We start from the raw sequence: 12,382 nt of genomic DNA on the forward strand, positions 1-12,382 counted from the left end.
ACTGATGAACTCCCAGTCTGCTACGGAGACAGGTTATGCAAGATTACCAGGCACCCGCTGATCTTCTGAAAGACCGCATCATACTGGTTACCGGTGCGGGCAGCGGAATCGGCCGTACCGCCGCAAAAACCTATGCCGCTCATGGCGCCACGGTCATCCTTGTGGGCCGAACCCTGAGCAAGCTGGAAACGGTCTACGACGAAATCGAAGCCGCCGGGCACCCCAAGCCGGCTCTTGTGCCTATGAACTTCGAAGGCGCAGCGGTAAAAGATTACGAAGAACTGGCCATGACCCTGGAAGATAACTTCGGCAAGCTCGACGGTATCCTCCACAACGCAGGGATTCTGGGTGACCGCAGCCCGGTGGAAATGTACGACCCGGAAACCTGGAACAAGGTTATGCACGTGAACGCAACAGCGCCGTTCCTGCTTAGCCGTGCGATGATTCCCTTGCTGCGTAAATCTGATGCGGCTTCGGTTATCTTCACCTCGTCTGGGGTCGGACGGCAGGCAAAAGCTTACTGGGGCGCTTATGCCGTTTCCAAGTTTGCCGTTGAAGGCCTTAGCCAGCTTCTGTCTGATGAGCTGGATGACAAACAACATAACGTGCGGGTAAACAGCCTAAACCCCGGCGCCACCAGAACCAATATGCGGGCACATGCCTACCCGGCAGAAAACCCGCAACAGAACCCGGCGCCGGAAGAACTGATGCCTATCTATTTGTATCTGATGGGCACCGACAGCGCCGGTGTAAACGGCCAAAAGCTGGATGCACAGCCGAAGTAATGGAACTGCTTTTTTACACTACGTCCCAATGCCACCTGTGTGATTTGGCCGAAGCTCTGCTGATAAGCACTCCGATGCCAGTACCAATACCGGTGGATGTGGTGGACATTGCGCAATCGGAAGAGTTAGTCGAGCGCTATGGCACGCGAATCCCGGTGCTCCGGCGCAAGGATACTGGGCACGAACTCAACTGGCCATTTACCCGGGAACAGTTACTCACGTTTCTGCAATGAGGAATTATCTGACATGTTGATGGTTATCTCACCCGCTAAAACCCTCGATTATGAGAGCCCGCCGGCAACTGAAACCTATACCCAGCCGGATTTCCTGGACGATGCCTGCGAGCTGATTGATCAGCTCAAAGAGCTGGAGCCCCACCAGGTCAGCAATCTGATGAGCGTCAGCGACAAGCTGGGCCAATTGAATGCTGAGCGCTTCCAGAATTGGCAAGTGCCCTTCTCTCCAAAGAACGCGCGCCAAGCCATATTGGCTTTCAAAGGTGACGTGTACACCGGGCTGGACGCACAAAGCTTCAGTGAGCAGGATTTCAGCTTTGCACAAAAGCATCTGCGCATGTTGTCCGGGCTTTACGGCATTCTTAAACCGCTTGATCTGATGCAGCCCTACCGGCTGGAAATGGGTACAAAGTTTGAGAACAAGCGTGGCAAGGATCTTTACGCATTCTGGGGGGACAGTCTTACCCAGGAAATGAATCGCCTGCTGAAAAGCGACGACGAAGTACTGGTAAACCTGGCCTCGAATGAATACTTCAAAAGCCTGAAGAAGAAAAACCTTGATGGCCGGCTGATTACCCCCCAATTCAAGGATTGGAAGAGCGGTCAGTACAAGATGATCAGCTTCTACGCCAAAAAGGCCCGCGGACTTATGTGCCGCTATGCCATCCTGAATCGCATTACCGATGCCAACGACCTCAAGGGCTTCGACCTTGACGGTTACTATTTCAGCGAAGACCAATCCGACAATAATAACTGGGTTTTCCTGCGAGATGAACACTAATCCAGATTAAGCTCGGAGCAACTCATGAACGAAGCAGTTTTTTCCCAGATCGCCATGCTGGTGTTTCTGACAGGCCTTATTGGCTGGATGGGTTTCATCGTTTGGGACCTGGCCAAAAAATCCCAGGCCGGAAAGTTTGGCACCATCGCCCTTTTTACAGTACTGGGCGCAGGTGTTTTCGGCTTTATCGTCAAAACAGTACTCGTAGAAATCATCCAAATATGAACGACAAGGATCAAGCCTGATGTGGTTTCGCAATGCCCGCGTTTTCCGTTTTACCAAGCCGTTTGATATTTCTGCTGAAGAGCTGGAAGAAAAGCTCAGCGGCGATGCATTCAAACCGTGCGGTCCACAAGAAACCGCCCGCCAGGGCTGGGTTCCGCCACTGGGTAAACACGGTGAATTACTCGTTCACAGTGCCAATGGCTATCACCTGATCGCGCTGCGCAAAGAAGAGAAAATCCTGCCTGGCCCGGTAATAAAAGATGCGGTGGAAGAAAAAGCCGAAGCCATCGAGATCGAGCAAGGCCGCAAGGTTCGCCGTAAAGAAAAAGAAGAGATCAAAGAGCAGGTCATGCTGGAAATGCTGCCCCATGCATTTTCCAAGAACCGGCGCAGCTTTGCGTACCTTGCACCGAAAGACGGCTTTATGATTGTTGATGCAGGCTCCGCAAAACAGGCGGAAGATTTGGCCTCATCACTGCGCAAAAGCCTGGGATCTCTGCCTGTACGCCCGCCCGCTCTGGAGCAGGCCCCTATCTCTACCTTTACTGGCTGGTTGAACGAGTCCATCGACCTACCCGCCAGAGTGGTTTTAGGCGATGAGTGCGAACTGAAGGATCCTTCCGAAGATGGCGGCGTGGTTCGCTGCAAAGGACTGGATTTGAAGGCAGACGAAATCCGCAACCATCTGAATGCCGGGATGGAAGTGACCAAGCTGGCCCTTACCTGGGACGACAATGTCTCTTTCGTTCTGGATGAGGAAATGGGGGTTCGCCGGCTGAAGTTTGGCGAAACACTTCAGGACCAACTCGATGATGTCGATGTGGATGACGCTGTCGCGAAATTTGATGCTGCCTTTACACTGATGACTCTTGAGCTGTCCAAACTGATCCCTGGCTTACTGGAAGCCTTGGGCGGGGAAGATCGCTCCGCCCTCGTCGAAGGATAACCCTCCAGGCCCAAAAGTCCCACTGAAGCACTCAGCAAAAGCTTCAGTGGGTATACTTCCCCAACCTTTCTTTCTGCCATTCATTTTCCGGCTCATTCAGTACCAGCCGCAAATCCATCACTTCTTCTTCGACGTTGTACTTGATCTCAAAGCCCAGATGCTCCGCCAGTTGCAGCATCGGTCGGTTGTCTGCCAACACATCACCGACCATCTCTACGGTGCCACGGGCGCGACAGTAATCGATCATTTTCTGCATCAGCGCGATTCCCAGGCCTTCACCCTTCATTTTGTCGTGGACCATCACAGCAAACTCGCATCGCAGGTTATCTGCGTCAGTCCAGGTTCTTACGGTGCCCAGAGTTTCTTCGCCGTCACCATCCTCTTTCGGGGCATTTGCGATGAATACCATCTCCCGGTCGTAGTCGATCTGCACCATCTGAGCTACGTCTTCCCGTGAGAAGTGTTTACGGTACTGGAAAAAACGATAGCGAATGGACTCTGGGGATTGCAGCTCATGAAACTCCCGATGCGACGGTTCATCCTCAGCCAGAGCCGGGCGAATAATCACCCGGCGACCGGACTTGGGCAATACCAGCCATTCCTCGAGTTCTCTTGGATAGGGCTGAATAATCGGCTTTCCAGGTACCTCGGACAGATTGATTGCCACCTTTACCGCAACAGCGCCTTGGTCATTGAACAGGAGAGGCGAAATCTCCAACCCGCGGATCTCAGGTATATCGATCACAATCTGAGAAAGGGTCACCAGTGTTTCAGACACCGCTCGGATATCCGTTTCCGGTTTCAGGCTGTGCTCCCTCAGAAGCTTGTACATATAGGTGCGGCGCAACAACTCCCGTGCCAGAACCATGTTCAGCGGCGGAAGCGCGATTTGTCGATCCGTCATCACGTTCACATGGGCACCGGATGCACCACAGACCACCAGAGGCCCGAACTGGGCATCTCTGGTGATGCCCACGCTGAACTCAATACCGCCAACATGCTGGTAGGAGTGTTGCATTGCAAAACCGAGAAACCCGCTCTCGGGGAAGTATTCCTGATACTGCTCCATTAAAAAGCTACAGGCATCGATGATTGCAGCCTCGCTACTCAGCTTCTGCACCGTCGCCTTATGACGACGTTGCGCCACAGTCAGGTTGGCAAACGGATGGCAGGCCTGTTCGTGCACGACGGTAACGTCTACAGGGCGACGCTCAATAGAGAAGGCTTCTAGCACCTCCTCCACATCGTCACAGTAAATCGTCTCAATGGTATTGATACCGTAATCACGAACCACTTCCCGCGCTTCTTTGCTAGACAGATGCAAGCGTCCTGAACGCAACGCGTTCATGACCACTCGGCGGGTTTTCGTATGATCCGAGAAATGGTCGGTGAAGGATTCGGGGGTTTCTTTCAGCAAGCGCTGGAGCCTCTGGTGCCGCACATGCTGCATGAACGCCACAATGGCCTTTTCCGGGTTGAAGAAGGAAGGCAGACCCGCCCGATAAAACTCATCACGGGCCTCCATTACCGTGCTCTGCCCAAGCCAGCAGGTAAAGATATTCAACCGCGTACCCTTTGCGGCCTGCACGACCGCATCGGCAATTTGCAGACTGTCTTCCGTCAAACTGGGCGCGTAAAGCACAAGCACGTTGGCTACTTCAGGGTCCTTAGCCAGAATCTTGATCGCCTTACCATAAAGCTCGGGGGATGCGTCATAGTTCAGGTCTATAGGGTTTTTGCGTGTCCAGTACGTTGGCAAAAGTTCGGCCAGAGCGCCGACACTGGCTTCAGACAAGCGGGCAAGCTCTCCGCCCAGATCCGCCAGGCGATCCACAGCCAAAACCCCCGGTCCTACGCCATTGGCCATGATGGCGAGTGTCTCTCTACGCAGCGGGCGCATGCGGGTCAGCGTTTCCAGGGCATCAAACATTTGCCCCAACCCATCCACCCGAAGAACACCCGCACGCTGGAGCATGGCGTCGTATATAGGATCGCTGCGCCGGATACCTTCAGGCAGCTCATGGGTCATCCATTCAGACTCCGGCACTCGGCCAGATTTAACGCAAATTACGGGCTTGGTTCTGGAAGCCACCCGCACCGCAGACATAAAGCGCCGCGGGTTTGGGATGTGTTCAATGTGCAAGAGAATGGCTTGGGTCTGGGTGTCCTGGGCAAGATAATCGATGAGATCGTCATGATCGATGTCCATACCATCGCCAAGGGTGAGGAAATAGGAAAAACCAACACCTCGGGCAAAGGCCCAATCGATGACTGAACTGGCGATGGTGCCCGACTGCCCTACAAATGCCACGCGGCCGGGCAATGCTCCCATGTGTGCATAGGTGGCGTTCAGGCTTCTGGCGGGTACCATCAAGCCGATGGTATTAGGCCCCAGCACTCTGATCCCCGTGTCCTTTGCCGCATCTCGTACCGAATACATAAGTGGTTGGCCGGTTTTACTGTGAGTACGAGACATGCCACCTGTCATCACGATGGCGGTGCGCACGCCGGCTTCACCCAATCGCCTGATGGTTTTTGCTACGGTCTGGGGAGGTGTACAAACAATAGCCAGATCTGGCGAGAACTCCATTTTGGATACTTTTCTAACACAGGGCACGCCGTGAACGTTGTCATAGTCCTTCTGGTTGACAACCAACAGCTTACCCGGATAGCCGCTGCTCATCAGGTTTCGCAACACCATACCACCGAGATTTCCAGCACGCTCAGACGCCCCGATCACTGCGATGGAAGCAGGATTGAACAAACTTTCCAGGTACTGGGTGCTCACGCTCTCTCTCCTTGATATGTTGTTAACGCTATATTATGCATTGATGAGCCCTTGTGAAATGCCTACTACCCTTATACGGCTAAAGAAACTCGGCGCTATCAGGTTATCCCTGATAAGATCAAAGAAAATACAAGTATAGCTGGGACGTTTCGAGAATTATGACCACCGCATTTTTTTCTCATGATGATTGCATGAAACACGACATGGGGCCGGAGCACCCCGAAAGCCCAGCCCGCCTGGCAGCCATCATCAGCTACATCGCCGACACCGGTATCGCGGAAAAACTAGACTGGGTACGCCCGGAAGAAATTACCCGCGACCAGCTCTTGAGCGTGCACCCGGAAAGCTACCTGCAGCAGCTAGATATGTTGCAGCCCTCACGGGGGCGGGTCTTCACCGATCCGGATACTGCCATGATGCCCGATACTCTGCGCGCCGCAAGGCTTGCGGCCGGTGCAAACATTCAAGCAGTCGACATGGTTATGAGTAGCCAGGTAACCAACGCATTTATCTGCGCACGCCCACCCGGTCACCATGCTGAACGCACAAAGTCCATGGGCTTTTGTTTTTACAACAACATTGCTTTGGCTGCCATGCGCGCGCTCAATTTCCATCATCTTGATCGAGTTGCCATTGTCGATTTTGATGTGCATCAAGGTAACGGAACTGTGGACATTGTGAGTGGAGATGAGCGGATACTGATGTGCTCCAGTTTCCAGCACCCGCTTTACCCCCACTCCCACGTACATCGTCAAGCTGACAATATCGTGAACATTCCCATAGAGGCAGAGTGCTCTTCCGCGGATTACCGGAAACAGGTAGAAGCAGGCTGGATGAAGCGCCTGAATGCCTTCAAGCCTCAGGTGATTCTGATATCTGCTGGGTTTGATGCCCACCGGCTTGATCCGATGGCGGAACTGAATCTGGAAACCGAGGACTACCGCTGGTTGACCGAAATGCTGACAAGCGTTGCAAGCGAACATAGCAACGACCGTATTATTTCAACGCTGGAAGGTGGTTATCACCTGAAAGCTCTCGCAGAAAGCGTAAACGCCCATCTGGACGTATTGAGTTCGATTTAGCGGGTTTCCTTAGCCTGCGCTGGCGCCACCGTAGCCATTAGCTTGTTGTAAGCCCGGGCGCTCGCCCTCCCGCTGCAAACGTATGGTTGTGCGACGGTTTTCGCCATAGTTTCTGGACACCGGATACTGATCCCCATGAGCCCGCACGGTAATCAAGTCGGGGTCTATCCCGCGATCTTTCAAATAGTCTGCCACTACATTGGCGCGCTCCTCAGAAAGCGCACGATTGTCGATTCGACTGCCAACTCGGTCGGTATGCCCATCAATAAAGACCCGCTCTACTGTGGAATCCGCCATTAAATAGGCAACAATATCATCCAACAGATCCATGTCTGCACCCGAGAGCGTTGCGCTGCCGCTTGAAAACGCCACCCGTGAACGACCAATCTGATCAATGTTAACCGGCAACAGATTCGCGGCGCATGACCTATAGCGCTGATACTGCCCGTTGAAGTTAATATTCGAGACCTGCACCCGCACCGGGCTGCCGTCATACCAGGAATCCCGGGTAACGGTGGGGCGCATGCCGTCCAGCAGGCTTTGCGCAAGAATTACCGCATGACGGGTTTCAAGCGATACCTGCCGGAGCCCTTCAGACACATCAACCGTGCCTACCGAGCGTGGAGCGACCCCGGGGCGCCACGGTGGCGCCTCAACAAAAAGAGAGCCTCGCCCGGGGCGCATAAGATGGGATTCGGATTCCAGAAAAAATGACAGATTTTCCCCGGCACGGTGCCGAAAAACAGCCCGGCCGTAACCTGGAACATCATGCACCAGCGAACACTCGAAAACGGACTCGGCAAGATACCACTGGCTGTTCGATATTCCGGCACCATAGCTTGCGGCTTGGCCTGATCCGGGCAGAACAATGCCGAGCGCCAGTGTTGCCAAAAGAGTCTGTGTTCTTTTCGTGAATGCGAGTGCCATAAGAGCCATACCGTTATTTCACGGATGTTTCGTGGTTTCACTGTTTAACGGCACCTGCCCCGTGTTCTTTAATCGGCGAGAGGAAAAACAATCACTGGCACCTTCTGCTATAATCTGCCAAATTTTTTAAGGCATTGCGGAAACCAGACCATGACCGATCAGCTTACTCTTGTGCGCCCCGACGACTGGCACCTCCACGTTCGCGACGGCGACGCCCTGAAGAGCGTTGTGCCTGCAACCGCAGCCTGTTTCGGGCGAGCGATCATCATGCCGAACCTTGCGCCCCCGGTAACCAATGCCGCTGAAGCCTCGGCATACCGGAACCGCATTCTGGCAGCCGCCGACGGAACCGCCTTCCAGCCATTGATGACGCTTTATCTGACCGAATCCACCAGTCGAGAGGACATCCTCGAAGCGAGCGCAGAGGGTATTGTTGCAGCCAAGCTTTACCCTGCGGGGGCCACCACCAACTCCGCGTCCGGCGTGCAGGACATCCGCAACATCTACCCGGTACTGGAAGCCATGTCAGAGTGCGGCATGCTGTTGCTTGTTCATGGTGAGGTTACCGATACAGACATTGATATTTTTGACCGGGAGAAAGTGTTTCTCGAGCGAGTACTAGCCCCGACACTGGAGGCGCTTCCCAACCTCAAGGTTGTACTTGAACACATAACCACCGCTGATTCCGCGGAGTTTGTTCGGCATTATCAGGGCAGCAACTTGGCTGCAACGCTTACGCCTCAGCACCTTATGTACAACCGCAATCACATGCTGGTGGGCGGGATCCGCCCTCACCTGTACTGCCTTCCGATTCTCAAGCGCAATCGCCACCAGCAAGCCCTGAGGGATGCCGTCGCCAGCGGAGACAAGCGATTCTTTCTGGGAACAGATTCTGCCCCCCATGCAAAAGACAAGAAAGAAGCTGCCTGTGGCTGCGCAGGCTGCTATTCCGCGTACGGTGCGATCGGTCTGTATGCAGATATTTTTGAAGAGCTTGGCATTCTCGATCAACTGGAAGCCTTTGCGAGTTTTAACGGTGCGGATTTCTATGGTCTTCCACGAAATACCGATACCATTACACTGGTGAGGGAGCCTTGGATAATGCCCAACGAACTACCCCTCGCGGACGGCACCATCGTTCCGCTAAAAGCAGGCGAAACCATCAACTGGCGCCAGGTATAAACCTGCCCCTAATTCCTTGATAAACGGCCAAGACCGGAGTTTTAGTGACTGACGAAAACAGACAATCGCACCCAATGTCCCGCAGATTCCGTGGTTTCCTGCCCGTCGTTGTCGATGTGGAAACCGGTGGATTCAACCCGGACCGTGATGCTCTGCTGGAAATAGCTGCGGTGATGCTGACCATGGACGAAGACGGCCGCTTGCGCCGTGCAGAAACCCATTTGCAACAGATTGACCCTTTTGAGGGCGCCAACCTGGAGCAATCTGCATTGGATTTCACCGGAATAGACCCTTGGAATCCGGAGCGTGAGGCTGTACCCGAGCGCGAAGGATTGAGTGAAATATTCCGCCCCATCCGCAAAGCGGTAAAAGCACACGATTGCAAACGAGCCGTTTTGGTAGGTCACAACGCGACCTTCGATCATAACTTTGTATTTGCCGCAGCACAGCGGGCAGAAATCAATCGAAACCCGTTCCACCCCTTCTCCACATTCGACACTGCCACTCTGGCCGGTCTGGCCTATGGGCACACAGTGCTTGCGCAAGCCTGCAAATTGGCCGGTATTCCTTTTAGCAACAAGGAAGCCCATTCCGCAGCTTACGATGCAGAAAAAACAGCCGATTTGTTCTGCGGGATAGTCAATCGTTGGCTGGACCTGGGCGGGTTTCCGCCACCTTTTATGATGGACGAAAGCGAATAGAATACAGCAGGCACAAAAAAACCCGCATTGCGGGTTTTTTTGCTTCAGTGCTATGAACAATCTCGGCTTACCAGTGGATGCCCCGCATCACGGCTGCAAATGCCACCTGCTCTGTCGACACCTTGGGCTTCTCAGTCGACTTTCCACCTACTGCCTGAGTTGAGTCCGGGAACATGCGGTAGCCGGTATTCATCACGATCTCGCCCACCTTCGGAGCTAGTGCGTGCAATACCTGCGCAGTGATACCAAGGCGCGTAGCAACTCGCTTGGGGCGATCAATGATTGAATTGGTCACCAGATCAGCAGCCTCTTCCGGCGACAGGGTCGGCACGGAATCGTAGATCTTGGTGGGTGCAATCATTGGCGTTTTCACCAACGGCATATTGATGGTGGTAAAGGTCACGTTTCGATCTGACCATTCAGACGCCGCACAGCGACTGAACGCATCCAGTGCTGACTTCGATGCCACATAAGCAGAAAAGCGCGGAGCGTTGGTAAGAACGCCAATGGATGAAATATTCACCACATGCCCACGACGACGCTCAAGCATGGAAGGTGCAAACCCCATGATCAAACGTACTGAGCCGAAATAGTTCAGCTGCATGGTGCGCTCAAAGTCATGGAAACGATCGAACGACAGCGACAACGAACGGCGGATCGAGCGCCCCGCATTGTTCACCAAAACATCGACGTGGCCATGGTTATCCAGTACGGTTTTCACAAACCGGTCGCAATCATCCATATCGGAGAAATCACACTGGTAGGCGTGTACATTGCCGCCTTTGGCTTCCAGAGAAGCAGCCACTTCATCCAATTTTTCTTTTGTACGGGCGCCTATTACCAAGATAGCGCCGGCTTCTGCCAGCTTCTCAGCCGTTGCCAAGCCAATGCCTGAAGTAGCACCGGTAATCACGCACACCTTGCCACTCACCGTACCTTTCAGCGTACGATCCTTGAACAGATCGGGGTCAAGGTTGCGCTCCCAGAAATCCCAAAGCACCGGGGCATAATCCTCAAGGCGAGGTACTTCAATGTCTGTTCCCTTCAGCGCTCTCTCGGTTTCGCGAGCATCAAAGCGCGTGGGGTAATTAATGAAAGACAGAACGGAGCGTGGAATACCCAAATCATCAAGTATCGAACTGGTGATCTGCTTAACCGGCGGCAGGTTCTTCAGGCTCTGGCGAATAAAGGGCGGAATAAACCCGAACATGCGGGAATCAATACGCATGCCCATCTTGGGAGCGTGGCCAGCCTCGCAGAAAATATTGAGAATTTCGCCGACTTTATACGGGTCGGTATCCACAAGATGGAAGCATTTGCCGTCCTCGCCTTCCAGGTGCGCAATGTGATCCATTGCATCCACCACAAAGTCCACGGGAACAACGTTCAGCCTGCCACCTTCAACACCAATCGTCGGCACCCACTGAGGCAGTGTGCGGCGAATTTTCTGGATCATTTTGAAGAAATAATAGGGGCCATCGATCTTATCCATTTCGCCCGTTTTCGAATGGCCAACCACCATGCCCGGGCGGTAGATGCGGAATGGCACCTTGCACTCTTCACGCACAACCTTCTCAGATTCGTGCTTGGTCATCAGGTAGGGGTGATCCAGCTTTTCGGCTTCTTCAAACATGTCCTCGCGGAAAATGCCCTTGAACAGGCCCGCGGCAGCAATAGATGAAACATGGTGGAAGTGCTTTGCTTTCATCGCGCCGGCAGCATTTACGGCCGCTCGCGTACCTTCAATATTCGTGGCCTGTTGGGCTTCTTCATCGGCGCCCATATCGTAAACGGCCGCGAGGTGGAAAAAGTGATCGACCTTTCCTGCCAGTGCTTTCAGGGTTTTGGCATCTATACCCAGGTTCTTGCTAGTGAGGTCGCCAATGACGGCCTTCACACGGGATTCATCGACACCCCATCCTTCCCTCAATGCATCAAGCTTACCCAGGGACCGCTCTCGCACCAGCAGGTGCACAGTGCCGCCGCGTGCCAATAATTTTTCCACAAGAAAACGGCCAATAAACCCGGTACCACCGGTCAGGAAATAATTCATTGATAATCCACCCTGCTTGTTGCTCTGTTGTTGTCTATCCATGCCAACCGTCTTAGACCAAAGTCTTATAACGAACTTTAACGGTCGGCATTGTACTTAATTGCAACCTTCATGTATCGGTCTATTTTAGAGCCTTTACTCTGTAACCCGTTGTTTTAACTAGAGCTATTACTCTAAAACCAACTTGAGACGAGTGTGCATTTTCCCGACACATTAAAATTTAGACTAGCACAGTAATCGGCTCCCGCCCTCCCCAGCGACGAATTACCGCAAAGCAATGAAACAGCCTGCCAGCAATGCGATAATCTGGAACTTATTGCCTCTTCAGGCGTCAGTCCTTTTCACAGACCAAGCGATATCCGGAAACCAGAGCATGCAGAACGATAACCCGAACACCGAACGTTACATCGCCATTGCCCGCGCCTGCTTGAAAGCCATTAATGATACGGCGAAGAATGCCGGGGACAGGGACCAAAAAATCCAAGCGGTATACCAAGCCATCGATACTGCTTTCCAGGCGGAGTTTGCAGACTACCGCCAGTCCGTCGCTATTATGGCATCGGTTCTGGAGCGTATTGCGTCTGGCGAACTCGACGGTGGGAAAGCAGCAGATCTCGCCCGCAAGACCCTCGATCAACAACCGGATAGCACTCGCAAAACAATGATGCACTGAGCA

At 53.4% G+C, this 12,382-nt stretch carries 12 protein-coding genes; 9 read left to right on the top strand and 3 right to left on the bottom strand.

The features are described 5' to 3' along the window. The first annotated feature begins 35 nt into the window (after positions 1-35). Genes AADB16_RS13440 through rdgC form a run of 5 tightly spaced genes read left to right on the top strand, consistent with a single transcriptional unit; the run spans position 36 to position 2,973 of the window. Complete coding sequence (locus AADB16_RS13440) at positions 36-785, top strand: YciK family oxidoreductase (protein WP_309045578.1); 750 nt, start codon at positions 36-38, stop codon at positions 783-785. After that, positions 785-1,018: a glutaredoxin family protein gene (locus AADB16_RS13445; RefSeq protein WP_309045579.1), complete on the top strand. Its 234-nt coding sequence runs from the start codon at positions 785-787 to the stop codon at positions 1,016-1,018. The genes AADB16_RS13440 and AADB16_RS13445 overlap by 1 nt, the downstream gene beginning before the upstream one ends. A gap of 13 nt (positions 1,019-1,031) precedes the next feature. Continuing rightward, positions 1,032-1,802, top strand: a complete 771-nt coding sequence (gene yaaA, locus AADB16_RS13450; protein ID WP_410803964.1) for a peroxide stress protein YaaA — start codon at positions 1,032-1,034, stop codon at positions 1,800-1,802. A gap of 24 nt (positions 1,803-1,826) precedes the next feature. Beyond that, positions 1,827-2,027, top strand: a complete 201-nt coding sequence (locus AADB16_RS13455; RefSeq protein WP_298453683.1) for a DUF2788 domain-containing protein — start codon at positions 1,827-1,829, stop codon at positions 2,025-2,027. A 19-nt stretch (positions 2,028-2,046) separates the two neighbouring features. Then, on the top strand, positions 2,047-2,973 hold the full coding sequence (gene rdgC, locus AADB16_RS13460) for a recombination-associated protein RdgC (RefSeq protein ID WP_410803966.1): 927 nt from the start codon (positions 2,047-2,049) through the stop codon (positions 2,971-2,973). A gap of 43 nt (positions 2,974-3,016) precedes the next feature. Here rdgC and AADB16_RS13465 read toward each other — a convergent pair whose 3' ends face one another. Further along, positions 3,017-5,761 (bottom strand): GNAT family N-acetyltransferase, encoded by a 2,745-nt coding sequence (locus tag AADB16_RS13465; RefSeq protein WP_309045582.1) that lies wholly within the window; start codon positions 5,759-5,761, stop codon positions 3,017-3,019. 158 nt (positions 5,762-5,919) lie between these two features. On the opposite strand from AADB16_RS13465, the gene AADB16_RS13470 reads away from it, so the two are divergent. Then, a complete protein-coding gene (locus tag AADB16_RS13470; protein ID WP_309045583.1) occupies positions 5,920-6,843 on the top strand; it encodes a histone deacetylase family protein in 924 nt (307 codons plus the stop codon). A gap of 9 nt (positions 6,844-6,852) precedes the next feature. Here the strand turns inward: AADB16_RS13470 and AADB16_RS13475 are convergent, their stop codons facing one another. Beyond that, positions 6,853-7,770, bottom strand: a complete 918-nt coding sequence (locus tag AADB16_RS13475) for a flagellar protein MotY (RefSeq protein WP_410803967.1) — start codon at positions 7,768-7,770, stop codon at positions 6,853-6,855. A gap of 150 nt (positions 7,771-7,920) precedes the next feature. Between AADB16_RS13475 and pyrC the strand changes: the two genes are divergently transcribed. Both pyrC and rnt read left to right on the top strand, forming a co-directional pair. Further along, a complete protein-coding gene (pyrC, locus tag AADB16_RS13480; protein WP_410803968.1) occupies positions 7,921-8,952 on the top strand; it encodes a dihydroorotase in 1,032 nt (343 codons plus the stop codon). A gap of 44 nt (positions 8,953-8,996) precedes the next feature. Next, the gene (gene rnt, locus AADB16_RS13485) at positions 8,997-9,653 is read left to right on the top strand and encodes a ribonuclease T (protein WP_298453667.1); all 657 of its coding nucleotides are present in this window, start codon (positions 8,997-8,999) and stop codon (positions 9,651-9,653) included. 67 nt (positions 9,654-9,720) lie between these two features. Here the strand turns inward: rnt and AADB16_RS13490 are convergent, their stop codons facing one another. After that, positions 9,721-11,706, bottom strand: coding sequence for an SDR family oxidoreductase (locus AADB16_RS13490; RefSeq protein ID WP_410804572.1), 1,986 nt, complete (start codon positions 11,704-11,706; stop codon positions 9,721-9,723). Between the two features lie 373 nt (positions 11,707-12,079). Between AADB16_RS13490 and AADB16_RS13495 the strand changes: the two genes are divergently transcribed. Beyond that, the gene (locus tag AADB16_RS13495; protein ID WP_309045586.1) at positions 12,080-12,379 is read left to right on the top strand and encodes a hypothetical protein; all 300 of its coding nucleotides are present in this window, start codon (positions 12,080-12,082) and stop codon (positions 12,377-12,379) included. Positions 12,380-12,382: the final 3 nt, after the last annotated feature.

Origin of the sequence: Marinobacter sp. KMM 10035 (genome assembly GCF_046537445.1) — a bacterium.
In the GTDB taxonomy this organism is placed as follows: domain Bacteria; phylum Pseudomonadota; class Gammaproteobacteria; order Pseudomonadales; family Oleiphilaceae; genus Marinobacter; species Marinobacter sediminicola.

What these genes read in the sequence shown, in the direction of transcription:
- AADB16_RS13445 (WP_309045579.1), top strand. Translation starts at nt 785, where the DNA reads ATGGAACTGCTTTTTTACACTACGTCCCAATGCCACCTGTGTGATTTG.
- rdgC (WP_410803966.1), top strand. Translation starts at nt 2,047, where the DNA reads ATGTGGTTTCGCAATGCCCGCGTTTTCCGTTTTACCAAGCCGTTTGAT.
- pyrC (WP_410803968.1), top strand. Translation starts at nt 7,921, where the DNA reads ATGACCGATCAGCTTACTCTTGTGCGCCCCGACGACTGGCACCTCCAC.
- yaaA (WP_410803964.1), top strand. Translation starts at nt 1,032, where the DNA reads ATGTTGATGGTTATCTCACCCGCTAAAACCCTCGATTATGAGAGCCCG.
- AADB16_RS13490 (WP_410804572.1), bottom strand. Translation starts at nt 11,706, where the DNA reads ATGAATTATTTCCTGACCGGTGGTACCGGGTTTATTGGCCGTTTTCTT.
- AADB16_RS13470 (WP_309045583.1), top strand. Translation starts at nt 5,920, where the DNA reads ATGACCACCGCATTTTTTTCTCATGATGATTGCATGAAACACGACATG.
- AADB16_RS13495 (WP_309045586.1), top strand. Translation starts at nt 12,080, where the DNA reads ATGCAGAACGATAACCCGAACACCGAACGTTACATCGCCATTGCCCGC.
- AADB16_RS13475 (WP_410803967.1), bottom strand. Translation starts at nt 7,770, where the DNA reads ATGGCACTCGCATTCACGAAAAGAACACAGACTCTTTTGGCAACACTG.
- AADB16_RS13440 (WP_309045578.1), top strand. Translation starts at nt 36, where the DNA reads ATGCAAGATTACCAGGCACCCGCTGATCTTCTGAAAGACCGCATCATA.
- AADB16_RS13455 (WP_298453683.1), top strand. Translation starts at nt 1,827, where the DNA reads ATGAACGAAGCAGTTTTTTCCCAGATCGCCATGCTGGTGTTTCTGACA.